The sequence below is a fragment of the Flavobacterium erigeronis genome, from assembly GCF_054075165.1.
In genome coordinates this window covers 139,675-164,392 of sequence record NZ_JBSKGP010000001.1, presented here as the reverse complement: position 1 = coordinate 164,392, position 24,718 = coordinate 139,675, and the positions used below count along the sequence as shown (strand labels likewise).

The 24,718-nt window shown below is 33.0% G+C and carries 17 protein-coding genes; 5 read left to right on the top strand and 12 right to left on the bottom strand.

Translation table 11 applies throughout. From position 1 onward, the window contains the following. From ACWA1F_RS00675 to ACWA1F_RS00665, 3 genes are all read right to left on the bottom strand, one after another. Window positions 1-795, bottom strand: coding sequence for a hypothetical protein (locus tag ACWA1F_RS00675; RefSeq protein WP_456890803.1), 795 nt, complete (start codon window positions 793-795; stop codon window positions 1-3). Between the two features lie 110 nt (window positions 796-905). Further along, the gene (locus ACWA1F_RS00670; protein ID WP_306155840.1) at window positions 906-2,450 is read right to left on the bottom strand and encodes a ribonuclease E/G; all 1,545 of its coding nucleotides are present in this window, start codon (window positions 2,448-2,450) and stop codon (window positions 906-908) included. 387 nt (window positions 2,451-2,837) lie between these two features. Further along, window positions 2,838-3,128, bottom strand: a complete 291-nt coding sequence (locus tag ACWA1F_RS00665) for an HU family DNA-binding protein (protein WP_007805026.1) — start codon at window positions 3,126-3,128, stop codon at window positions 2,838-2,840. A gap of 140 nt (window positions 3,129-3,268) precedes the next feature. Here ACWA1F_RS00665 and mutY point away from each other — a divergent pair, with 140 nt between their 5' ends. From mutY to gldD, 4 genes are read left to right on the top strand one after another with little or no spacing between them, the layout of a single operon-like run. Further along, window positions 3,269-4,315: an A/G-specific adenine glycosylase gene (gene mutY, locus ACWA1F_RS00660; protein WP_456890797.1), complete on the top strand. Its 1,047-nt coding sequence runs from the start codon at window positions 3,269-3,271 to the stop codon at window positions 4,313-4,315. A 35-nt stretch (window positions 4,316-4,350) separates the two neighbouring features. Continuing rightward, the gene (locus ACWA1F_RS00655) at window positions 4,351-4,788 is read left to right on the top strand and encodes a single-stranded DNA-binding protein (protein ID WP_306155842.1); all 438 of its coding nucleotides are present in this window, start codon (window positions 4,351-4,353) and stop codon (window positions 4,786-4,788) included. Window positions 4,789-4,814: 26 nt separating this feature from the next. Beyond that, window positions 4,815-6,110 carry a gliding motility-associated protein GldE gene (locus ACWA1F_RS00650; protein WP_456890795.1) on the top strand — a complete coding sequence of 432 codons (1,296 nt, stop codon included), beginning with the start codon at window positions 4,815-4,817 and terminating at the stop codon, window positions 6,108-6,110. A 1-nt stretch (window position 6,111) separates the two neighbouring features. Then, the gene (gldD, locus tag ACWA1F_RS00645) at window positions 6,112-6,672 is read left to right on the top strand and encodes a gliding motility lipoprotein GldD (RefSeq protein WP_456890793.1); all 561 of its coding nucleotides are present in this window, start codon (window positions 6,112-6,114) and stop codon (window positions 6,670-6,672) included. A 42-nt stretch (window positions 6,673-6,714) separates the two neighbouring features. Here the strand turns inward: gldD and ACWA1F_RS00640 are convergent, their stop codons facing one another. From ACWA1F_RS00640 to ACWA1F_RS00610, 7 genes are all read right to left on the bottom strand, one after another. After that, a complete protein-coding gene (locus ACWA1F_RS00640; RefSeq protein WP_456890791.1) occupies window positions 6,715-7,380 on the bottom strand; it encodes a hypothetical protein in 666 nt (221 codons plus the stop codon). Between the two features lie 322 nt (window positions 7,381-7,702). Continuing rightward, on the bottom strand, window positions 7,703-8,512 hold the full coding sequence (locus ACWA1F_RS00635; protein ID WP_456890789.1) for a toxin-antitoxin system YwqK family antitoxin: 810 nt from the start codon (window positions 8,510-8,512) through the stop codon (window positions 7,703-7,705). A gap of 17 nt (window positions 8,513-8,529) precedes the next feature. Beyond that, on the bottom strand, window positions 8,530-12,903 hold the full coding sequence (locus tag ACWA1F_RS00630; RefSeq protein ID WP_456890787.1) for an RHS repeat domain-containing protein: 4,374 nt from the start codon (window positions 12,901-12,903) through the stop codon (window positions 8,530-8,532). A 7-nt stretch (window positions 12,904-12,910) separates the two neighbouring features. After that, the gene (locus ACWA1F_RS00625; protein ID WP_456890786.1) at window positions 12,911-18,076 is read right to left on the bottom strand and encodes a hypothetical protein; all 5,166 of its coding nucleotides are present in this window, start codon (window positions 18,074-18,076) and stop codon (window positions 12,911-12,913) included. A 10-nt stretch (window positions 18,077-18,086) separates the two neighbouring features. Further along, window positions 18,087-18,608 carry a hypothetical protein gene (locus ACWA1F_RS00620; protein ID WP_456890785.1) on the bottom strand — a complete coding sequence of 174 codons (522 nt, stop codon included), beginning with the start codon at window positions 18,606-18,608 and terminating at the stop codon, window positions 18,087-18,089. Between the two features lie 67 nt (window positions 18,609-18,675). After that, window positions 18,676-19,209: an OmpH/Skp family outer membrane protein gene (locus ACWA1F_RS00615; RefSeq protein WP_456890783.1), complete on the bottom strand. Its 534-nt coding sequence runs from the start codon at window positions 19,207-19,209 to the stop codon at window positions 18,676-18,678. Window positions 19,210-19,512: 303 nt separating this feature from the next. Beyond that, on the bottom strand, window positions 19,513-19,890 hold the full coding sequence (locus ACWA1F_RS00610; protein WP_456890781.1) for a heavy-metal-associated domain-containing protein: 378 nt from the start codon (window positions 19,888-19,890) through the stop codon (window positions 19,513-19,515). Window positions 19,891-19,992: 102 nt separating this feature from the next. Here ACWA1F_RS00610 and ACWA1F_RS00605 point away from each other — a divergent pair, with 102 nt between their 5' ends. Continuing rightward, the gene (locus ACWA1F_RS00605) at window positions 19,993-20,859 is read left to right on the top strand and encodes a DMT family transporter (protein ID WP_456890779.1); all 867 of its coding nucleotides are present in this window, start codon (window positions 19,993-19,995) and stop codon (window positions 20,857-20,859) included. 223 nt (window positions 20,860-21,082) lie between these two features. Here ACWA1F_RS00605 and ACWA1F_RS00600 read toward each other — a convergent pair whose 3' ends face one another. Both ACWA1F_RS00600 and ACWA1F_RS00595 read right to left on the bottom strand, forming a co-directional pair. Continuing rightward, window positions 21,083-23,131 carry a M16 family metallopeptidase gene (locus tag ACWA1F_RS00600; RefSeq protein ID WP_456890777.1) on the bottom strand — a complete coding sequence of 683 codons (2,049 nt, stop codon included), beginning with the start codon at window positions 23,129-23,131 and terminating at the stop codon, window positions 21,083-21,085. A gap of 12 nt (window positions 23,132-23,143) precedes the next feature. Continuing rightward, entirely contained in the window at window positions 23,144-24,466 is a 1,323-nt protein-coding gene (locus ACWA1F_RS00595; protein WP_456890775.1) for a M16 family metallopeptidase, read from the bottom strand. Window positions 24,467-24,718: the final 252 nt, after the last annotated feature.

Below are 24,718 nucleotides of genomic sequence, written 5' to 3'. Positions count from 1 at the left end.
TTATTGCATAACATTGAATTTTTTATACACTTTCTGATTGTTTGAAAATCGGAAACTGAGAGAAGATGTAAAACCTTTAAAATGAGGTATGCTTTCTTTTTGGTAAGGGAAAGAATAGCCAAATCCCAAATCAAATACATTAAAAAAGGTGAATCCGCCTAAGGCATAAGCATTTTTATGAGAACTTCCTGTTTTGAAGAATAATAACTCTCTGTTATAAAACAGATGGAGATCGGGTAGGCCATAATAATTTCCGTTGTAACTGTTTGTAATTCCATAGCCGATTCCTAAAAGCAGTTTATTTTCATTTTTGCAATTAAGACAAAATTCTAAGCCGCCTGTAAGCAAGCTTTTATCGGCTATTTTGTAGTCTATATAAAAAATAAGAAATTCAGGAATTTTAAACTTCGTAGTATTGTTATTTTCTTTGTAATTGAAATTTCTTGAATCAGAATTTCCAATTTCAGTAAACCATTCTGCTTTACCAACCAGATATTTTGCTTCATAATCTATTGAATAACCTTCAAATTGTAATTTATTATTGTTTATATAGTAATCCTTAATTACGAAAAGTGAATCGGTGTTTTTTATTTTATAACCTATAGCATCTTTTGTTTTTACTTTAAAAGGTTTGATTCTGTAAAATACAGCAGAATCCTTACTTGTATTTTTCCATTTCTGATTAAAATACAGCGTGTCATTTTGAGCAGTAATTTTAAATGAACATAAAAATGCAGTTAAAATGTAGAAAGAAGTTATTTTGTAATGAAAATTAAGAGGATAAATAAATGGCATTGCAGATAAAAAATAGGATAATGTAATTTGATAAAAGTAAGAAAAATATTTAATTTAAGAATGGAAAAGGCACAAAAAAACCGCCAATCTTTCGAAAAGCGGTTTTGATTTTATTCTGAAATAACATTTCCTTTATTATCGTAGAAATGATATTCTAAGTACGTGTAAGCGTCACGAGGTATGATTTTCACCCATTTCTTATGTTCAAAAAACCATTTTGAACGTAATGATGGAAAACCTTTGCTGAGGTATGCAGCCACAAACGGATGTGTGTTAAGCACAACTTTATTGTGGGTTTTTAAAAGTCTTTCTAAATCAGAGGTGATCTTGTCAATTATTAGTATTGGTGCTTCAATTTCACCATTCACTTTATTTGGATCTTCTTCTCTAGTTTTAATGTTAACTTCTGGTCTTACTCGCTGTCTAGTAATCTGGACAAGTCCAAATTTACTTGGCGGTAATATTTTATGTTTTGCTTTATCGTCGCTCATTTCTTCTCGCAAGAAGTCGAACAAAACTTTCCTATTTTCAGGATTAGACATATCGATAAAATCAACTACGATTATTCCGCCCATATCACGCAGACGTAGTTGTCTTGCGATTTCTGCAGCGGCAATCATATTTACTTCCATGGCAGTATCTTCTTGGTTGGTCGCTTTGTTAGAACGGTTTCCGCTGTTTACGTCTATAACGTGAAGAGCTTCAGTGTGTTCTATAATAAGATAAGCACCTTTACTCATGGAAACAGTTCGGCCAAAAGAAGTTTTGATTTGTCTCTCTATATTGTATTTCTCAAAAATCGGAGTGTCATTTGATTGATAAAACTTAACAATCGATTGTTTTGAAGGGGCAATTTCTTGCAGATATTCCTTCGTTTGATGGTACAACTCTTCATCATCTATTTGGATACCGCTAAAGGTATCATTGAATACATCTCTTAATATTGAAGAAGCTCTGTTAAGCTCTCCTAATACTTTTGACGGATGATGAGCAGTTGGTAATTTTTTACACATTGCAGACCATCTGCTAAGCAGGTTCTGCAAATCTTTTTCTAATTCGGCTACGTTTTTGCCTTCTGCTACTGTACGAACAATAACACCAAATCCTTTAGGTTTGATCGATAGAACAAGTTTTTTTAGACGATCCTTTTCTTTTTTGTCTTCTATTTTTTGAGAAATAGAAACGCGATCAGAAAAAGGAACTAGAACAATAAATCTTCCGGCAAGAGAAAGCTCAGCACTTATTCTTGGTCCTTTGGTTGATATAGGTTCTTTAACTACTTGAACTAAAACAGATTGATTGGCACTTAAAATATCAGTAATGATGCCATCTTTGTCAATCTCTTTTTCAAACTGAAAGGTTTTTAGGGAGAAATCTTTTAATTTACCTGCGCTTACAAGTTTTATGAATTTCAGTTGGGAAGCTAAGTTTGGACCCAAATCGTGATAATGTAAAAAGGCATCTTTTTCGAAACCCACATTTACAAAAGCAGCATTAAGTCCAGCAACTGGTTTTCTGATTTTGGCAATAAAAATATCACCAACCTGAAAATTGCTTTTCTCTTCTTCTTTGTGTAATTCAATTAGTTTTCCATCTTTTAATAAGGCAAAATCTACGGCTTCAGAACTAGATCTAATGATTAATTCTTTATTCACACTGTAAATTTTTATCTGTTTTTTCAGAAAATAGAACTAAAGAGAAAAGAATATAGACTTAGAAAAAAATCTAAAATCTGAAATCTAAAATCTAAAATCTTATCTACAGATGGATTAAACAATATTTTAAACAGGTATTATACCCGGCGAAAACTAGCTGGCAGTTTGCAGTGGTAAGTAATCAGTGGACTGAACACTAAATACTGATGACTGAATACTAATTTTCAATTTCAATGAACTTTTAAAAAGAAAAAAGTAGTTTAAAACTACTTTTTCTTTTTGTGGCGGTTAGCTCTCGCTCTTTTTTTACGTTTGTGAGTCGCTACCTTATGTCTCTTTCTTTTTTTACCACTTGGCATATCGTGTCAGATTTTATGTTAATTAATATTATTTTGCTTCGTTGTTAGTTTTAACTCCTTCTACAAAAACTTTTGCAGGTTTAAACGCAGGAATGTTGTGTGCTGGAATTTTAATAGTAGTGTTTTTAGAAATGTTTCTTCCAGTTTTTTCAGCTCTAGTTTTAACGATAAAACTACCGAAACCTCTTAGGTATACATTGTCTCCAGTCTCTAAAGAAGTTTTAACTTCTTCCATAAAAGTTTCTACTGTTGCTTGAACGTCTCCTTTTTCAAGACCTAGCTTCTCTGAAATCTTCGCTACGATATCTGCTTTCGTCATTTTCTTTCCTATTTTATTTTATAAATGGTGTACTATTTTTTTGAGTTTGCAAATATAGGAATTAAAAAAATAATTAATCAAGCTAAATCGTTAAATTTTAATTACATAAACATTTACTTTTGCAATCTAAGTATTTTCGAATGGATTTTTCTAACATATTGATAAAATGGTATTTACAAAACAAGCGTGATTTACCGTGGCGAAAAACGGTCGATCCGTACCAAATTTGGCTCTCAGAAATTATGCTTCAGCAAACGCGAGTTGCTCAAGGAATGCCATATTTTTTTTTATTTACGAAGGAATTTCCTACTGTAAAAGATTTGGCAGATGCCTCAGAAGAGAAAGTTTTGAAACTTTGGCAAGGTTTAGGGTATTATTCTCGAGCTAGAAATCTTCATAAAACGGCTCAATATATAAGTAATGACTTAAATGGCATTTTTCCTGATTCTTATAAAGAACTTTTAAAACTAAAAGGAGTAGGAGAATATACAGCCGCCGCAATTGCTTCTTTTTCTTATAATGAATCAGTTCCTGTTGTAGACGGAAACGTGTTTCGGGTTCTGGCTCGTTATTTTGATATTGAATCGGATATTGCACTTCCAGCAACCAAAAAAGAGTTTGCGGCTTTGGCAAACGAGTTAATGCCTATAGATAGTCCGGCTATTTTTAATCAGGCCATAATGGAGTTTGGTGCGCTGCAGTGTGTGCCTAAAAGTCCAAACTGTTCGGTTTGTGTTTTTAACGAAAGCTGTGCTGCATTACAAAAAGGAAAAGTTAATGCGCTTCCTGTTAAGTCGAAAAAAGTAAAAGTCACCAATCGCTTCTTTAATTATCTCATTTTAGAAGATGCTTTAGGAAATACATTAATCCAGAAAAGAACTCAAAAAGGAATCTGGCATAATCTATATGAGTTTCCGCTTTTGGAAACTCCGTCAATAATTGATTTTGACGTGGTTTCTAAAACGATCAAGAATAAAATTTTTCCAGAGTATACTATTATAAGTATAGAAGATTATAGCGAATCGACTCTTATACATAAACTTTCGCATCAGCATTTGCATATACAATTTTGGAAAATTAAGATAAAAGAAGAAATTGAAAACGGAGTGGATTCTCAAAAATTAAAAACTTTTCCTTTTCCAATTGTCATATATAATTTTATAGAAAAGCAAGAAATAAATTGCTAAAAAAATGTATCTTTGGGAGAAATACCACCAAAACTATGAACGGAACATTAAATAAAGTGATGCTTATTGGCCATTTAGGCGATGATGTAAAGATGCATTATTTTGATGGAGGAAACTGCATCGGACGTTTTCAGCTGGCTACAAATGAAGTGTATATCAATAAAACGACCAATGAAAAGATAACTTCTACAGAATGGCATAATTTGGTTGTGCGTAATAAAGCGGCAGAGATTTGCGAAAAATATCTTTCTAAAGGAGATAAAATTTATGTGGAAGGAAGAATAAAATCTCGTCAGTGGCAGACAGAAGACGGAACGACAAAATATACAACAGAAATTCAGGTTACGGAGTTTACTTTCCTGACAACAAAAAAAGAAACTGCTTACACGAAACAAAACCAGGATACAGAGTCGGCAAAAAATGCTAACTTTGATGCTCCTGAAGGACTGCCAATAAATGATTTGCCCTTCTAAGTGACGTTTAACTAATTTTATACAGTTTGGACCCAGAGCCCAGTTTACTTTTTTCTACAAATTTTGACGCTAATTTAATTATTGGTTTCGTCGGAATTTTTATTTTGTTATTTCTTTCAGCCATTGTTTCTGGTGCTGAAGTTGCTCTTTTTTCTTTATCTCAGCAAGATATTGATGATTCTTTAAACGATAATCCTGCAAGAGGAAAAATTATTTCAAATTTACTGGACAAGCCTAAAAAGCTTTTGGCAACATTACTGGTTGCAAACAATTTTTTTAATATTGGCGTAGTAATCCTATTTGCTTATATGGGACAAAATATTTTTGTCAATGTAAGTTCGCCAGCATTTAAATTCACACTTGAAGTAATCGTAGTTACTTTTCTAATTTTATTATTTAGCGAAGTGCTTCCAAAAGTTTATGCAAGCAGAAATAGTATTCGTTTTGCTAAGCGAGTTGCTTATCCGCTGGCTTTTCTAGATAAAGTGCTTTCTCCTATAAGTTTGCCAATGCGCGCTGTTACTTTATATTTGCAGCATAAATTGGGCAAACAAAAAAATAATTTTTCCATCAATCAGCTTTCTCAGGCTTTGGAATTAACCGATTCTGAAGGAACTTCAACAGAAGAACAGAAGATTCTGGAAGGAATTGTTTCTTTTGGAAATACGGATACAAAGCAGGTAATGAGTCCGAGAATTGATATTTTTGCATTGGAAATATCCGAAACATTTGCAGAGATTTATCCTAAAATAATTGAAACAGGTTTTTCTAGAATTCCAGTTTATCGCGATAATATCGATCAGATTGAAGGCGTGCTTTTCGTAAAAGATTTGCTGCCTCATATTGATAAAGAAGAATTTGATTGGGCATCTTTAATTAGAGAAGCTTTCTTTGTTCCTGAGAATAAAAAATTGGATAATCTTTTAAAAGATTTTCAGAGTTTGAAAAGCCATTTGGCGATTGTGGTTGATGAATATGGAGGAACATCTGGTTTGGTTTCTCTAGAAGATGTTATCGAAGAAATAGTTGGGGATATTAGCGACGAGTTTGACGATGAAAATCTAAACTTCTCGCAGATTGATGAAAACAATTTTCTTTTTGAAGGAAAAATAAACCTGAAAGATTTCTACAGAATAGTCGATGTTGACGAAGATGTTTTTGAGTCTCACAAAGGAGAAGCAGAAACTTTGGCGGGATTTATTCTAGAGATTTTAGGAAATTTTCCGAAAAAAGATCAAAAAGTGCCTTTTGAAAACTGTATTTTCACCGTAGAAACAGTAGATAAAAAGCGTGTAAAACAAATAAAAGTTACAATAAATTAAAATGTTAAATAAAATACTTTCAATAACGGCAATTTTGCTTGCGCTAACTGTTATAAGCTGTAAAAATGATGTTTTGCCTAAACCAGCGAGTTACCTGCGATTGGATTATCCAGAAGCAAAATATGTGAACTTTGAAAACAATTGTCCGTTTGCTTTTCAGATGAATGAAGATGCAATTATAAAAGGCGAGAAAGAATGCGGTTTTGCAATTACGTATCCAAAGATGAAAGCGACCATTTATTTGACGTATAAGCCCGTAAATGGCAATATTGACAAATTACTACGCGACGCTCAAAAACTGACTTACGAGCACGTTATTAAAGCCGATGATATTTTAGAACAGCCATATCTAAATCCGCAGAAAAAGGTTTACGGAATGTTTTATCAAGTAGACGGAAACGCAGCGACAAATTCTCAGTTTTACGTTACCGACAGTACAAAACATTTTTTAATTGGTTCAATGTATTTTTACGCAAAGCCTAACTTTGACTCGATTATGCCTGCCGCGAGTTATGTTAAAAATGATATGCAGAGGTTGATGGAAACGTTGAAGTGGAAGTAATTTTTTAGAAGTTTCAAAGTGACAAATTTGTGGATTATTTTTTTAATAATATGAAATCCAGACTAATTGAGCTACGGCTAATAAAATACCTATAAAAACGGAGAATAGATAACTGTTCTTGATTTGACTTTTCCAATCAAAGTTGTTCGTTTTTGACATATAAATAGTAGAGAAATACATGCCTAAACAAATGAATATTTTATTTACGAAATCTAAAGAAATATTAATTTGAAAATTCAGTATTGAAAATAGCACGAAATAAAAAAGAAAATAAGATGGTATTATTGTGTTTAGATTAATTAGTGTTTTTAATAATACTGGAATACTAAATATTAGAATAGTACCAACTAAAAAGATATATAATCCGGGGAATAAGTAATTACTCGGATTTTCGGCTCCTACAAAGGTGCAGATGTATGGATGCTTTTTGCTTTCATTTATCTGCATAAATAGTTGAAAAGATTGATTAATAAGAATGATTCCTTGGGCTGTAATGCAGAATCCTGCTATTTTTTTTAATTTTTTATTCGTAAATGAAAGTTCAACTGAGCTATTTCCTTCGTCATCGATGATTGAAAGAGTGTCAGAAAAAGAGTCTTTTTTGTTAGCCTTAAATTTGCTTAAAAATTTATCTTTATCCATATCTATATCTACTCCCAAATTAAATGTTACAAAGTTTTTATCAGAAACATTCAAACTATCCAACATTATTTTTTCGTCAGTTTTATAAAATCTTACTAAAGGGTTTTTATTTTGAAAAGCAATCAGCGTATCAATCTTTCCTGTAAATTTATTTGTTATAGTAGCCTTATTTTCCGTTATCCGTTAGCGCAAATTTGTAATCTGTGCCACAAAGTTGAGTAAGCGCAACAGTTAAGCATTTAAAAAATAAGTATAAGGCGAAAGATTTTTGGATTTAATAATTTGTATTGTGTCTTATTGTTACGGGCAGGGATTAGAAATCCGCGCTATTGGAAGTATTGATTGTTTTGCTGTATCTTAATGAATAAATATGTTTTTGTCGTTTGCATTATCTTATATGGAGGAATATGTCAAAATAAACTTCACGATATAGATATTTATCATTAATAGGTCTTTCTTCTTTATATAAATACTCTTGAATATAACCTCTCAAATTTTTATTTCCTTTCGTGCTAAAAATTAATTTTATCGTTATTTCTCTATTATCAGAATGCCAGTAATCAAGTTTTACATCTTTAATATTACAAAAATCATCACTAATTTTTGTACTTGTGCAAATTAAATTTTTTGATTTCGTTCCCAATAAGGGGGTGTATATAATTTTAATGTCTATTTTTTCACCAACCGAATATTCTTTTTTTTCTAAAATTACTTTATAATAATTCCCCTTGTTTTTTATTATACTATTGTTTTTATCATACTCCCAGCTTTGATTAACATAATGCTTACCGCAAAGATTTATAAATTGCTGTTTCTTAATAATTCGCCCATCTTCATTGTAGTAATTCCAATAACCAATTTTTCTAGTTTTGAATGCTTCTCCAGAACTCTCTAAAGTATTATTTTTAAATGTTTTACAAAAAACAGTATCTTTTTTATTATAAAATCTAATGTCTAAAAGGCTTGAATCCGTATTATAACTTGTTGAAGAATCAATTAAGACACCATTTTGAAAATTATGAATTACTTTAACATTTCCGTTATTGTAAAATTCCTTATATACACCATTATATTCATCATTATCGTCAAGGGTGTATAATTTGTAAAGAACTCCATTTTTATATTCCTTAATTACATTTTCTTTACATGATATAATTAGAATAGGTAGTAGTAAGAAGATTATTATTATTTTTTTCATTTATTATAATTTTGTTGTTATTCAATTTTGTATCCCTCATTTGTTAAACCTTGACGAATACTTTTAGCTGCACTTGGTCCACTAGCGTTTATATACCAATGAGTATTACCAGAGATGCCGTGAACTTGGACTGAACTATCCATAACGTTTATTGCGTCATAAGAATCTATTGCAATTTTACCAACTTTTATTAAATTTTTTGCACCTGAGTTATAATCTTTGATTTCTTTTGTTATTTTGATCCAATTTTTTACCGTGGATTTTTGTGGAAATCCACCAAATCTTTTTTGCCATAATTTTAATTTTGGCCCAACTCCAGCACTACTTGGTACGGCCCAATTATTGTCAATAGTGCCATATATTTCGCCATACCCGCCTTTAGAGTCTCCATACTCTTGGCCCCTAGCGTCGTCACCTCCAAAGAAGAGATAACCACTTTGCCTATTTTTAAACCAATCCCATTTAGAATTTGGATATGGATCATAAAAAGTGTTTGAAAAAAAACCAAAAGCGCTTGAAAAAGAACTAAAAGCATCATTATGGTTAACACTCATCGGCATACAAGATATTGGGTTTTGTGAAAAACCTACATTTTTAGCTTCAAATTCATAAGCGCTTGTAACGTCATTCCAATAATAATCTCCTTCGGGTTGAGCACTATGTCTTATACCTGGAGTTGTTGGTTCTATGTCAAAACCTCCATCAGGATCAATTCTGCTAACAGGATTATTCCCCATCCCTAGGTAGGGACTTGTGTATTGGCCCATAGGATCAGGCGAAAGCCATCTCCCAATTCTGCCATCCCAAAGACGCAGCTGAAAAGCTTCCATCCCTGTTTCCTGATCAAGTTCTTGTCCTTGAAAAGCATAACGATAATTGCTTAATGCATTACGAGATGGTAATTGTTCTCCGAAAGGATAATAGTCAGCAAAAGATTTAATAGCAGGACTGCCGTTTTCTTTTTCTATAATCGCTCTTACGTTACCAAGATGGTCTTTAATCTCATAGCTGGCAATTCCACTTGATTTTTTATAAATACCTAAACGGTCTAAGCCATATATAGATAATTCTATTTGTGTTATGCTTCCGCCGCTAGGTAAATTATATACGGCCAAAGTATTTCCAGATAAATCTAACTGATAGAAAGTGGTACTTTGTAAAGAGGAGTTACTGCTATTATAACTTTCTTTTTTTACACGTTGACCTCTTTCATTATAAAAGAACTTCACTAAGGTATTAGCCCCTTTTTTTACTTCGGTTACTAGTCCTTGAGTGTTGTAAAAGTAATACAAATTTTCGGAAACATTTTGTATTAACTGACCAGCAGCATCATAAACATAATTTCCGGGAGATTGATTTTCTATATCATTAATATCCGTTGTTACGGCTGCACTTTCGTTGATACTGTTTAGTTGGTTTTTTCCTGTATTAGTATAGTTGTAGGTCAGCTTGTCTACAATAGTTCCTAATTCATTGGTTCTTTGCAAACTTTGAATGTTTCCGTTAGGATCGTAAGTAAGGTTTCCTTCTGCTAAACTAGCAATAGGACTAATAACAGCATTGCTTGAATTTGTATTTCCAAAGGTAGCCCCCGTTAACCAATTGTTGCGATTATAGTTATATAAATAGCCCTTTTGGTTAGCACTGCTTCCATTGTAATCTCCAGAAATGCCTTTATTGGCCCAACGAGCAGCTTTGATGTTTCCATTGTAATCAGATCCTGCGGTTGGAGAAGAAGTTATATTTCGTCCAGTTCTTAAGTAATCCCCATTGTAATAATCAAGTGTTAAACCAAATACATCATTGCCATCTCCTCCAGGATCTTTTGAAGCTTCTAAACTTGGATGATTAATGCTTTTTAATTGTCCTCCCAGTGTGTATACATAATCTAAGCCTTGTGCTCCCTGCGCAATATTCACTCTTTTTAATTCACCAGTTTTATAATAGCTGTAGTCTGCATGAGTTGTAAAGGTCGCATTATTTGTTGAAGTTTCTACTTTAGTTAATACACTATTTGCGTCATGGGTATATCTGTGTACAAATAATTCAGCAGCATTGTCTTTTTGAAATAAAACTTTTTTTGCATTGCCTTTATGGTCATATTCGTAGTGAATAGTTTTGGCTCCAATTCCTTCATTGTACTGTACGATCCATTCTGCTCTTCCATACAAATCATAACTATACCAGGTAATAGCCGAAATGGTTGTTCCAGGTTTAGTATAAGTAACAGCAACATTTCCAGATAAATTATTTTGAGTATAATTGGTACTGCTAATTCCTGCGGTTGCTAAAACTCCAGATAAAGTTAAATTAGCAGGCATAGATACAGATGTTGCATTGTTTTCAGGATAATCATAAATGGTAAAAACTTGTTCAGAACGAGATCCAGTTAGATCAGCATCTGGATTTGCTGAGGCGTTAGCCCAAATTCCATTGTTACCTGTAACAACACCACTTTCTTTTGGTCTCCCTAATTCATCATAATCGGTATAAGAAACTTTAGTGTCAGCTTGAAGCGCACTTTGTGAATAACGAATCTGTCCATCTTTCCTGTATGCAAATTTACTAATCCCTTCATCTGGACTTGAGACTTTTATTAATTGTCCTAATGAATTATACTCATAAGTTGATACAAAATTTGTAGAAGTCATGTGGCTTGGGCTAGCGACTACAGTTGTGTTGGCTGTATAGCCATTAGGTTGTATCGATTTTACTAGCTGTCCCGTTTTATTATAAACATTTACAGCATAATCATAATAATTTACATTATAAGTTATTCCCAATGCTCCAGAGTCATATGTAGGCTGTCCGCCAGAAATGTATGTTTTAGGATCTAATGCTGGAGGCGTAATTGCTTCAATTCTATAGGCGTTTCCGCCCGTTACGCCAGATGTAAGTAATCCTGTTTTTAAATCGTATATTTTATATAAACCAGCACCTCCGATCAATGAAATTCCAGATGTGATCCCTGCAGGAATGTGCACATCTACAAAACCTTGCGTGCCAATAAGTGAAACTACTGGATAAGTTGTTGAACCGCCAGATCGGGCAGAAGCTAATAATTTTCCTTCTCCATCTGTAAAAGCTACATTTTCATTTCCATTTGCATCTACGCTTACTGATTTATAAAACTTTGTAATTACTTCTTCCCTTCCGCCAGAAATGGGTCCGTCATAATAATCAGAGCCATATACATAATACATTTCTTGAGCGGCAGGAACAGTGTAAGCATATCCTGTCTTCCATTCTCCATTGATTTTATTTCCACCTACAACATTTATTACGTTGCCAGGGTTTAAGGAATCGTAATTCGTTTGAGCGAAAGGATGTGTTGCTGTAGCCTGATACAGCTCATCTGTATTATTGTCACTGTAATAATTTGCCAAACTTGCATTTGCAGAATTGTCAGGCAGATTTGCTGCAGTAACGACAAAACTACTTCCTGCAGTGGCAGTAATAATAAAATTGTTGGTTAATGTTATAGTGGGTGCTGTCAAACTTGCATTTAAGCCGGAACTTACTGTTCCTGTAACAATGATTGACTGTGAAGCTTTATAAGTACCACCTGATGTAATATTGTTTAATGACAGAGTAGGTGGAGAAGAAGATGAAGCTGCTTCACTACTGCTTTTCAAAAAATTAGTTTTTCCAAAAGTATTCAATGGGGAAGGAGCAATAAAAGAAGTTTTGTCTGCTCTTCCAAAATCATCATACGTTGTTTCTGTACCCCATATTTTATTTGTTACATAATCTTTGGATAAGCTTACATCAGATTTTCCTAAATCATCAAAGAAAGTTCTGGAAGTTCCCGTTGTATTTCCTTTTACATCATAAGTAATCTGATGAATCCAATGAGCAGTGTTGTCGCTTCCTTGATTAAGATAATTTTCTCCAGGTTTGATACAGCTCATAATTGGCGAACCGTCTAGATCTGATCCAATTCCATCTCCGTTATTATCTACATACCACTTTGTATAAGGGTGAATGTCCTTATTATTGTCGTTGCAATCTAGGTTATTGTCAACAAAGCCCTCCGGCTGTGTACAATCTGATCTTGTTACGTTGTTTACCCCATAGCCATCGCGATCTCCATCATAATACCAAGTGTAGTATGTTATCTCTGAATTATTATCATTGCAATCGTAGCTATTGCTGACCCATTTTCCAGAAGGTTTTGTACATGCCATTTGTGAATAATTTGGATCTCCAGCTCCATCACCATCATTGTCATAAAACCATTGATATTTTTGATATTCTTCACAATTTCCTGGTTCTGGTTCTATGATTCTTTGTGTGGCAGCTGATTTGCTATTCGATTCTTGAGAATAGGCAATAGTAAAATTTAAATAAAAACCTATTATGTACAGTATTATGCATATGTATCTTTTCATAACTTGATTAATTTAAATATCTATTATTATATGTGTTTGTTTTTAATAGTTTAAAACCTCCTGTTACTTGATTTGCTGTATCATCCAGTACTTCAGAGTAAGTTTTTATTAGTCTTCCTCCAGCATCATACTCAAATCTTGTTGCTAAACCATTGTTCCCAATAATATAACTTAATTCATCCCATTCATTATAGACATATCCATTTATTGAAGATGAAATTGGACGAATCATTAGGTCATCAAAATATACTATAGAAGTGTCAGAGGATGTTAAATAAATGCTATATACTCCTGAAGTTGCAGTAACATAGCCAACTTTTAGCACCCAATTCCCTGCGGAATATGATTCTGAAAAATCTATTACGGTTCCATTATTATTTATCCTGGCTTTTGAAGCGTTTGCTTTTTCAGCCCATACGGACACTCTATATCTGCCAGCCCTGTGCTGACCGCTTTTCATTGCTACTCCAAATTGAGAACTTGATGTGACAGCTATCGATTTTTTGCCTGTATGGGAATAAGTAGCGTTTAAAGAAGCATTATTCATTATTACCTCGGGTTCTATAAAATTGGCAAATCCTGCCATTAATGAGCTCTCACCGCCTGCAAAGAACATTTCATTATACCCAGCATTTCCAACAGCAGTTATTTTGGTGTTATTATCTCCCATTTTAGTTGAAGCATAATTACCATTAATATCTTTTGTTTCAAGTGGAGCCGAAAAATGATCATATAAGGTTATTTCTGAAATTTGCTTCCATCTAGTAGATTGTGTTTCCCCTGCGGAAGGATTCCATTTAAAATCATCATCAGTGTCATAATTGTTGCCACTTATATAACCTATAAAGATGCCATTGCTATCTTTGTTGCCGTTCCAGATATAGGATTTATGCTTTCTCCAAATTTTTTCATTTAATAAAGTAGGAGATTCTGTTGCGCCTGCCATATTTTTATATGACCATATATTATTCCATGTTGTAATGCCAACACCAGTTTCTTTCCAAGGCTTACTTGCACCACCGTTTTTATCATACATGTAAGAATAATTTACAGCTACTTGAGATAACATATTTTTGTTTATACTAGGATTATCAACTTTTGACCCCATGCCTCCATATTTTAAATATGCAGGTACAATTTTAGTTTTAGTTATTTCACCATCGCTATTTATGTTTCGTACTTCGTTAGCCTGACCAGTTAAAAAATCGTAATTCTCATAATAGTTTGTATTAGACCATCCGTTTTTAGTTGTGGTAGTACTTTCTAATCTGGAAGGGAAGGTAACTTTTCCTATAGAATTGAAAGTATATCTATAATCTTTTACATTTATTACATTTCTATTAGTGTACTCTTGTATAGCATATTTATAGCTTTCTTGAGAAATACCATTTTCTCTATCATCATATTGGAACTTTTTATATTTATTGATGGTCTGACTTATTAATTGTTGCTTAGAATTAAAATGTTTTACACTTAAAAGCTGTCCCAATGATGAAAAGTTGTCGTACAGTGTAATTTTAGAAGTAGATACTTGACGATGATTGGAATTTAATTGTCTTCTGCTGCCTCCATAAAATTTCATATAAAATTGATCTCCGAACTTGTAATCATATTCTCCCTGTTTTGGATCGCTCATTATAATATCATCCATTACTCTGAAATTAAAAAGAGAGCTGGCTAAGGCTTCAGAATTATTTTTAATGGTCGCAGTTACATATTCATATTGTACGTTCGGTGATGGAATTTCTTCAACAGCCTGAATTTTATCAGCTACCTGAGGATTGTCTGAGGGTTCAAAAGAAGTAACCCCTGAGATATTGGTTGTGTAAGGATTTCTATAATCATAATCAGTAAATAATGTATTGCCATTATTAAAATCGGATGTAGTAATTCTTTTAACTCTAAGCCCTCCACCATTTTTACCATTTCTTCCATATTGGCCTATAAGTGCATTATAGTTGGCAATAACCCTGAAGCTGTATGCGTATTCTAGGGCATTTGCCTGAGAATAACTATATACATAAGATGTAAATCCTCCATCTCCACTTACAATAGAGCAGTAAGGTCCTTCAAAAAATCTTTTTTGAAGATCAATATCAGTTCTATCGTTTGGTTTTAGAGTTAATGTTTTATTAGTATTATTAATACCAATTATTGTGTAACTATTTAAAAATTCTTTATTGTCAGGAGAGTTAGAACTCGGAGAACTTGGGTTTTTAAACTGGAAGCTTAAATTAATTTCCTGATTTATACTGAATATATCATTTAGATTATCAGATGGATATTTAAAATCTGAATTTATTGTTAGAATGTTATTTTGTATCGAATATTTTATAGGTATATTATAGCGCGGCTCAGGAACCCTATAAAAAGATTCAGCTGATCTTGTAATTGCATTTGAATTAAAAGCGGCTTCTCTTGAGAAGGAATCTGGCTCATAATCAATTTTTATTTTTCCTCCATTAGGTGTTATAATTTCATTCAAACTCCAGGCATCTGGATTATCTTTAATATATCCCCAGTTATCTGAATTAGTAAAATTATATGGTACAGAGCTTTTGGAATAATTAAATTTATATGGAGGCATAGTTTTAGTATTACTTTTACCGTTAAATTCAAGACTTCTTAAAGCAAGTCTGCCATTACTGGCATTTGGTAAATTACTTCCAAGACTATAATCGTAATTAAAGTTGATTACTTTAACGGCTTTTGTTTGAATGTCATAACCTTGAGACTGGTTAAAAACACGTATGTCTTCCGCGTCAAGAACGGTTTGATCAGTATTTATGTCAGCAATTTTCACATCATATGGGTTTTTGCGACATACATCGTATGCGCCAAAAAAGCCAAAATCAAAATAGACGTAACCTTTTTTTCTATTTGTACCGATTCCTAGATTTTTATTTACATTTATAGCATCGCTATTTTTTAAAAGTATTATTTTGTCAAGTTTTAAACTTAAATTTTCGGGCAGATCCACATATTTATAGGTTCTGTGTTTGTAATCATAATCATAATTAAAGTTTAAATACTGGTATGTGTTAGATCCACTTGATACCGGTACATAATAATATCCTTGTTCTATAGGTCTTGCTATCCGATCTTGAAAATTTTGTGTTAGATTTATTGGCATTGCACCAGATTGGTATTGCCCATTTCTGTATTGTATAGATGTACTTTTGTCATCATTTCTGATTGATTTAACAAATAAAGCTGTATGGGTACGTGTTTTAATTTTGTCTAAATAATAAATTTGTTTTCGTCCCCAGAAATAGAGATTCTTCTCGTTGTATGTTTTTCCTCCTACTTTCGGAGACCTCCATCCGTATCCGTCAGACCATTTTCCGTATTCAAATTGAACATAATACCCATAGTCATCCTTGTCAATAATATTATTATTATTGATATCTACATAATCAGGGCCTGTAATGGCAGTTAATAGCCAATGCGTTGCATATGGTTTTGTTTTGATTGTTTCTAAAAATTTGTCATTTTCATTATTGATATTGGAGTAATTTTTATAAACTTCCTCAAAACTGTATACAGGCAGTGAATAATGATATACTTTACCATCTAAAGCGGTAATTCTGTAAGCTCCAATTCCATTTTCGGCAATATTCTTGTAATATTGTCTATCAAAATCTGCGGATTCTAAAAAAGGGGTCTGTCCTGTATTTCCATCTACAATTTGCTTATTAGTAAAAGCTTCAATATATTGACCATCTCTTTTTCTGTTACCAACCTTAGTTAATTGTCCATCTTTATTAAAATTAGAGCTAAAAGTATTGTCAGTGTCTGTAACGATATTATTTACAAACCTCCCCATATAATTTGACCCATTAGAATCGACTGTATTGTTGTCTAAATTAAATGTAGTGTCTAATGATTTGAAATCTCCAGTTTGCGTTCTTAAAAAAGAAGAATTTACATTGTCAAAATAGAAGAATAATTTATTGTTTAGCTTATAATTACTATCATTAGTGTTTGTTGGATATGTGAGATATGTTGTAAGATCATTTGATTCATCTCCTCTTCCATATAACATAACTTCATCATAAATTCGAGGCGAAAATGTGCCTGACATTCCTTGAGCTGTTGCAGAATAATTATCATAGTTAGGTAATATTATTTCTGCTTGAGTAAACAAACCAGTGCTAGATGGGCGATTTTTATCTATGATATTATGGCTTCTAACATCCATAGAAGAATTTTTGTCCTGTTTGTATTGGGATTCTTTTTTTGAATCGAAGAGGTTTAGAATTCCAGAACTGTAACTGTTGGTTAGTTTAAAAAGAGAATAAGAGACTTGTGTTTTTTGGTATTGAACCCAGAAGAAACCTAGTGCGTTAATATTAAATCCATTTGTTGATACATTTTGATAGTAGTCACCAATGGTATTTGTTTTGCTTGAAGAACTAATACTTGAATTGTAAAGTGTTATGGTATTGTTTCCATTAGAGCTTAATGAGATACCTAAAGCACTAGATAATTTTAATGATGCTTGCCAGCTTAAAGCTTTTGTTTCAGAGTCATAATTTAAATCTACATTTTTCAAACTTAATCCAACGCTTTGACCTGTATTTTGCCCCATTCTATATCTTGCTCCAGCAAGCGACGCAGTTATTCCTGCATCTTCAGAACCAAGATCTAATTTCAGTCCAAATCCTCCTCCGTATCCAATTATCCCTCCCCAAGCTTTATGTGCTCCCCAAGCTGTACTCATTCCTATGGTTAAACCGTTAGGTAACATTCCGCCAATTGATAAATTGTAATAATTTAAAGTTTGTCCCTGATCATATAATAATTCGGTTGTTCTTGTTTGATCCCAATCGTCCGGAACACCTTTTACAGATCTATTTATTGCTCCAGGATTAAGGCTCCATCCAAGGCCAACCCAAGATGCTTCTTGATCCATAGCTATACCTGCATGGTTTGATAATGAAAGCGGGTAGCCTCCTTCAGGGCTTGGTACATTTAGTAAAGGTAATACATAGGACATGTCTCCTGTATTTAGGTTGACCATATCTGTTGCATCTATGGGCTCAAAACTAGTTGCTTCTGGCGCAACTGGCCCATTATTAGAAGCAAACAGATTATTAGGTAATATTGTTGGAAAGAAGATCAACAAGAAAAAAGTAGCAATAATACGATGGCGTTTTTGGAATTTGGTCATGGTAGTGGTATTAAAATACTAATTGAGGTTCGTTTATTAAGGCTTTGGTGTTTATTTTGAATTTAACATCTCCTGTTTCAAGACCTAAATCTTCGATTACAAAATTTAGGTATTCTTGTTTCAGGTATTTTTCATCACGAGGATAAACAATCATAATTGAAGTGGAATTGCTCATTCCGTACATTCTCGGATAAATGAAGTCGGCTAGGGCAAGAGTGTCTTTTGTTGGAGTATAAACATGCAGTTTTTCTTCCATTCCAAAAGCTAATTCATTTACCATTTGTCCGAATTTGGCTTTATCTTGAGCGACCCCATTTAATAGCTCCTGATCGTTTTTTGACATAGAGAGGTTGAAATACATGTATTTGTTGTATTGTTCTCTGAATTTCTCTATTTGAGCAGGATTAGGTTTGTCACCTAATTCTTGTTTTACTAATAAATCAGTTGGTCTGTACTGTAAAACATAGTCAACATCGGCTATAGTTTTTTTATAGATATAGCCGTTATCTTCATCTTGTATATAACTATTCATTTCCTCTTGCGTATCAAATTTTTTGCAGCAAGAGGAAATTATTAGTAATAAAAAAAATAGTAAAAGTTTATTTTTTGTCATACTCAGCATTAAGACCTTTTAATACTTCTTCAGTTAAGTCCGTTGAGTCGTCGGCATACATGATGTTTCCACCACCGCTTGCGCCGAATATGATTTTGTAGTTGTGATCTTTTCCGTATTCTTTAATATAATCGTTTATATCATTGATTACGGTTTGGGTTACTTTTTTATCTTCTTCTTGAATTTTTTTCTGGATAGCTTCTTGGTAACCATTAATTTGCTGCTGTTTATTAGATAACAGCTCTTGTTTTAGTTTTAATTCTTTCGGAGATAAAGATGCTCTTTCTTTTTCGTAAGTTTTTAATTCGTTTTGCCAATTACTGATAAGAGAGTCCACATTAGATTTCATCAAAGAAGCTTTTTTATCAAACTCAGCTTTGGCTATTTTTGTTTTGCTATAGCCAGTAATCAATTTGTTGACATCTACATAGACTAATTCTGAACTTGATTTTGCAAAATAAATTGCTAGAATACTAAAAAAAACTGCAAAACCTGCAGCATACAATGGTAATTTTTTCATTTTTGGATCTTGGGATAATTTTAACAAAACTAATTAAATAAATGTTAATTTAATAAGTGGTATATTGTTATTTTTTTTTAATCTATAATTTGTTGATTTATTGGTTATTAGTATTGTAACTTGGTTTTTTAACGCATCAAACATTAAATCGACGCAAATATTAATTATAAAATCGGCATTTCATTACGGTAAACCACATTTTGGGTATTTTTTGGAATAACTCATCTATGCGTATTAAATAAATTAAGAATAACAAAAAAAGGATCCAATTTGGATCCTTTTTTGTGAAATAAGTATTTTTAGTTAAGACTTAAAATTCGAAACCTTGTATGTTTTTCCATCTCCAGTTTCTTGAACCACTTTTGTTAAAGATTCTGAATTCTGAATCGTTTTATCAAAACTTACTGTTGCTGTTTTCTTGTCAAAATCAACTGTTGCTTTGTCAACACCGTCAAGATTTGCTAATTCTTCTTCGATTGTTTTAGCACATCCAACAGCACAAGTCATTCCGTCTATTGTAAAGCTTGCTGTTTGTAAATTTTCGGCTGCAATTGGTTTGTGTTCTTTTGGAGCAGTTTTTTCTGCATTTACAACTTGAAGACTTTTATCTTCTTCTTTTTTACAGCCAACAAATACTAAACCAGCGATTGTTGCAGCGATTAAGATTTTTGAAATTTTCATTATATATAAATTTTAAATTGCGAATTAGGTTGTTTGCAAAATTAATAAAAAGAGAATGCTCAGTTCGTAAAATAATTACAAATTTGCACTAAATAACAATTTATGGACACAAAACAGTTAAAGTGGATTTACTTAGCGATTCTTTCTCTTATCTGGGGAAGTTCTTTTATCTTAATAAAAAAGGGACTAATTGGACTGACTGCTATTCAGGTGGGTTCATTCCGAATTATTTTTGCCGCGCTGTTTTTGTTGATTTTTGGTTTTAATAGTTTGAAAAAAATCTCTCGCCGCCAGTGGAAGTATGTTGCTATAACTTCACTTTTCGGAACTTTTATGCCGGCTTATCTTTTTGCGATTGCAGAAACTCAGGTGAGCAGTTCGATTGTAGCGATCTTAAATTCATTGACGCCTTTAAATACTTTGGTTTTAGGAATTATGGCTTTTGGAATTCAGTTTCAAAAGCGACAGGTTCTAGGCGTTTTTGTTGGGCTTGTAGGCTGTCTGCTTTTAGTTTTAAGCGGAGATTCTTCAAGCGGAACTCAGAATTATCTATATGTCGTCTTAGTTGTAATTGCAACGCTTAGTTATGCAATCAACGTAAATCTGATTAAGAGATATCTTCACGACTTAAATTCGGTTAGCATTACAACAGGAAATTTTGCGGTTTTATTTTTGCCAGCCTTAATTATTCTGAGTACAACAGATATTGGTCAGAAAATACATTTTGCAGAAACGCAGCATTCTATACTTTTTGTAATGATTCTAGGGGTTTTAGGAACCGGAATAGCCAATATCCTTTTCTTTAAACTGATTCAGATATCGTCGCCAGTTTTCGCAACATCAGTAACTTATCTGATTCCAATTGTAGCATTCTTCTGGGGATTGTTAAATAATGAATTTTTGACTCCGATTCAGTCAGTTGGTGCTTTTGTTATTTTAATCGGAGTTTATTTGTCTGCGAAGAAGTAAGGCTTGGGCTTCGACTCCGCTCAGCCTGACAATCGGTATGGTTAATTGTTGTTGCAGTGTCACCCTGAGCGAAGTCGAAGGGCTTCCCAATTGGAACGGGGCTTCGACTCCGCTCAGCCTGACAAAACTTAGCGTAAAAGAAAAGCTTTGTCAAAGTTTAAAACCTTGACAAAGCTGATAAAAAACTTTGTGCCTTTGAGCCTTTGTGGCTATGTACCTTGTATTATAAAAAATCTTTCTCAGAAACTCCTTCGTTTATCTTGATATCAGACATTTTGATGTCTAATTCGAAACCAACATTCTGAACTAAATTAAAAGGAACTTTCACGCCTTTTACTTCTTTATAATCGTTGAAATTTGTGATTTGTTCTACCGATTTTCCGCCTTGTTCGCGAACTTTAGATTCAGCCGTTTTTAAACCTGATTTCACATCATAATAGTACTTTGTCTTGCCGTCTTTAATTACGTAAGCATCATTTCCGTTGATTGGTTCAATTCCTTCAACTTTTAAGTCAGTTCTTTTTACAAGCTGTAATTCTTCAAAAGGAGCTGCGTTTGCTTTCATTTCAGCCAAATCTTCACCTTCAAGGTTTTTACGTTGTCCTTGCTGTTCAACGTATGCGCCTTTTTCATTAACCACTTGTTTCATTAAATTCATAGTTCCCATTGAAAGCGAAACCATCATTTTTCCTTTTGAATCTAATTTAGAAGTAAAAGTCAACGGAGTAGGAGCTTGCGGAACAGTTGTCGAGCCATTCATGTACAATGTTTTTACTGCAGTAACGGCTTTTTCGCCACCGATAGCATTAATGTAGTTTTCGAAAACTGTTTTTGCTGAAATATCTTTTGGGGCTTCTTTTTTAGCTGCCGGTTTTTCAACTGGATTTCCGTATTTGTCAAAATAATTGATCGGAATTTGTAATTTTTCTAAACCAGAAATTACATCAGAACCTTTTCCAACAATTACAATACGCATGTTGTCTAATAAGAAATATTTGTTGGCAACGCGGTAAATATCGTCTGCTGTAACATTATTAATAGTCTGAATATATTTTTCGTAGAAGTCAGCAGGAAGTTTTTCTGTTTCGATGTTCAGAGCGTAACGTGCAACAGCTTGCGGTTTTTCAACCTGCATTACAAATCTTCCAATGTAGCCTGCTTTTACGTTTCTTAAAACTTCTGGATCAACTCTTTCTGTTCTAATTCTTTTGATTTCTTTTACGAATTGAACAACGGCACTGTCTGTTACAGTGTTTCTAACTGCCGATGAAGCTTTGAATTTAGTAACATATTTTCCGCTTCCAATGCTAGAATTTGCACCGTAAGTCCAAGCATGCTGTTCACGTAAGTTCATGTTTAAATAACTGTTGAAATCGCCTCCCAAAATTTGATTGGCAATAACAGCAGGGAAAAAGTCTGGATCGCTCATTCTTAAATTTACAGTATTTATCAATGAAATTTCAGATTGAACTGCGTTTGGAACATCAACAAAATCAATTTGCAGATTAGAAACATTTACTGGGCTTGGATAAGTGTTTTTAGGCGCTGCTTGTTTTTTCCATCCGCCAAATAATTTCTCAACAGCCGTTTTTATTTCTTTAAATTTAATATCGCCAATAACAACAAGATAAGCATTTTCTGGAACGAAATAAGTGTTGTAATTGTTTTGGACGTCTGCTAGAGTAACATTTTTTACAGTTTCTTCAGAAAGATATTCCCCATTTGGATGGTTTTTTCCAAAAGCTAAAACATCTACCACTCGGTTAGAAATTGCTGGAACGCTTTTTTCGTCCGCTTTAAGACCTTCTAAAAGTTTTGCTTTTTCTTTGTCAAATTCGGTTTGAGTAAAATTTGGCTGTAAAGCACCTTCTGCCAAAAGTTCTAAAACGCGTCCTGAATATTTAGACAATGAACTTGCATAAGCACCTTGCGAAGTAAAATTGATATTGGCTCCGTAAAAGTCAATTTCTTCATTAAAAGCTTCTTTGGTTGTTTTTTTAGTTCCGTTTCCGATTAAACTGCTAGTCAATTCGTCAACTCCTTTTTTATTGCCTTCAGTAAATGGAGCATTGTCTAGCGTAAGCGTAAAACTAACTCTAGGCAATTTATGGTTTTCAACAACTAAAACCTTCATTCCGTTTGATAAAACAAACGTCTGCGGTTTTTTGATGTTGACTACTGGGGCATTTCCTGGTTTGGGTTGTGGACGATCTTGTGCTTGCATAATTCCAGTTAGGAAAAAAAGGATTAAAAAAGTATATATTTTTTTCATGATTCGATATTCTTAGTTTTGAGATTTAGGAGTAGGAATATAATCTAAAATCAATCGCTGATTTGGATTTAAATATTTCTTGGCAACTTCTCTAATTTCTTCTCTTGTTATAGAATGATAAATGTCAATTTCAGTATTGATTAAATTGATGTCACCATACAATAAATAATACGAAGCTAGATTTTCTGCAATTCCTTCTACGCTCGAGTTGGCATTTACATAATTGTTATCGAATTTGTTTTGTAATTTCTGGTAATCTTTTTCAGAAATAAGATCGGTTTGTATTTTTACAATTTCCTCATCCATTTCTTTTAAAATATCGGCCGTAGTGTTCGGAGCCATTGGAAGTCCGTAAAGAATGTACATTCCGTAATCTTCCTGGCTAAATCCTACAGCGCCAATTTGCAACGCCATTTTTTTGTCGTCCACTATTTTTTTGTAAAGTTTAGAGCTTTTTCCGTCACTTAAATAAGACGAAATCAAATCTAAAACCCTTGCGTCTCTAGTTTTCATCGAAGGTGTTCTGTACGAAGCGACAATCATCGGAATCTGAATGTTCGGATCTTCGTAAGTCGCTTTAATCGTCTGAGTAATTGGATCTTCTGTATAGGTTTGTTTTTTAATTTCTTCACCTCTAGGAATCGGTCCAAAATATTTCTGAATCCATTCTTTCGTTCTTGTTTTTTCAAAATCTCCAGCAACTACCAAAACAGCGTTGTTTGGAGTATAGAATTTTTTATTAAAAGCTTGAAATTCTTCTAACGTTGCAGCATCCAAATCTTTCATAGAACCAATTGTAGTCCATCTGTAAGGATGATTTTTGAACATATTCTTTTTAACCTCAGGAAGAATATTTCCGTAAGGCTGATTGTCGTAACGCATTCTTTTTTCTTCTTTTACGACTTCGTTCTGGGTATCAACTCCAATTTTATTAATAATAGGATGCATCAGTCTTTCAGATTCCATCCATAAACCAAGTTCTAAGCTGTTAGAAGGAAAAACTTCATAATAATAAGTACGGTCGTCAGACGTGTTGGCGTTGTTTACCCCTCCATTTGCGGTAACGATTTTCATCCATTCACCGCGTTTTATATTTTGAGTTCCTTCAAATAATAAATGTTCAAAAAAGTGTGCAAATCCAGTTCGGTCTGGACGTTCATCTTTTGATCCAACATGATACATTACCGAAGTAATCACAACTGGAGCAGAAGGATCATTGTGTAAAATGACATGCAATCCATTGTCTAAATCGTATTCTTCAAAAGCTACTTTTTGGGCATGAGCCACTCCGCCAAGCATTAATGCAGCACTTAACATCATTATTGATTTTTTCATAAAGATTAATAATTTTAAAATATCAACAAGAGTAGGTCGACAAGAGTTGATTTTGGTTACATCAAAAATAGTTTTTTTAATTATGAATTGCAGATTTGTTTTTAAATAAATGAAATTTTAACAATCTTTTACTTTAAAATAGTTTCATTTATCGTGCGAAACTGCTTGAAAAACAAGGTTTTTTTGATTGAAAATATTTTTGCTTTTATAGATTGCACAGTAAATTATTAATTGTATATTTGCAACCTTAAA

What these genes read in the sequence shown, in the direction of transcription:
- ACWA1F_RS00675 (WP_456890803.1), bottom strand. Translation starts at nt 795, where the DNA reads ATGCCATTTATTTATCCTCTTAATTTTCATTACAAAATAACTTCTTTC.
- ACWA1F_RS00665 (WP_007805026.1), bottom strand. Translation starts at nt 3,128, where the DNA reads ATGACGAAAGCAGATATCGTAGCGAAGATTTCAGAGAAGCTAGGTCTT.
- mutY (WP_456890797.1), top strand. Translation starts at nt 3,269, where the DNA reads ATGGATTTTTCTAACATATTGATAAAATGGTATTTACAAAACAAGCGT.
- ACWA1F_RS00655 (WP_306155842.1), top strand. Translation starts at nt 4,351, where the DNA reads ATGAACGGAACATTAAATAAAGTGATGCTTATTGGCCATTTAGGCGAT.
- gldD (WP_456890793.1), top strand. Translation starts at nt 6,112, where the DNA reads ATGTTAAATAAAATACTTTCAATAACGGCAATTTTGCTTGCGCTAACT.
- ACWA1F_RS00640 (WP_456890791.1), bottom strand. Translation starts at nt 7,380, where the DNA reads ATGTTGGATAGTTTGAATGTTTCTGATAAAAACTTTGTAACATTTAAT.
- ACWA1F_RS00635 (WP_456890789.1), bottom strand. Translation starts at nt 8,512, where the DNA reads ATGAAAAAAATAATAATAATCTTCTTACTACTACCTATTCTAATTATA.
- ACWA1F_RS00630 (WP_456890787.1), bottom strand. Translation starts at nt 12,903, where the DNA reads ATGAAAAGATACATATGCATAATACTGTACATAATAGGTTTTTATTTA.
- ACWA1F_RS00625 (WP_456890786.1), bottom strand. Translation starts at nt 18,076, where the DNA reads ATGACCAAATTCCAAAAACGCCATCGTATTATTGCTACTTTTTTCTTG.
- ACWA1F_RS00620 (WP_456890785.1), bottom strand. Translation starts at nt 18,608, where the DNA reads ATGAATAGTTATATACAAGATGAAGATAACGGCTATATCTATAAAAAA.
- ACWA1F_RS00615 (WP_456890783.1), bottom strand. Translation starts at nt 19,209, where the DNA reads ATGAAAAAATTACCATTGTATGCTGCAGGTTTTGCAGTTTTTTTTAGT.
- ACWA1F_RS00610 (WP_456890781.1), bottom strand. Translation starts at nt 19,890, where the DNA reads ATGAAAATTTCAAAAATCTTAATCGCTGCAACAATCGCTGGTTTAGTA.
- ACWA1F_RS00605 (WP_456890779.1), top strand. Translation starts at nt 19,993, where the DNA reads ATGGACACAAAACAGTTAAAGTGGATTTACTTAGCGATTCTTTCTCTT.
- ACWA1F_RS00600 (WP_456890777.1), bottom strand. Translation starts at nt 23,131, where the DNA reads ATGAAAAAAATATATACTTTTTTAATCCTTTTTTTCCTAACTGGAATT.
- ACWA1F_RS00595 (WP_456890775.1), bottom strand. Translation starts at nt 24,466, where the DNA reads ATGAAAAAATCAATAATGATGTTAAGTGCTGCATTAATGCTTGGCGGA.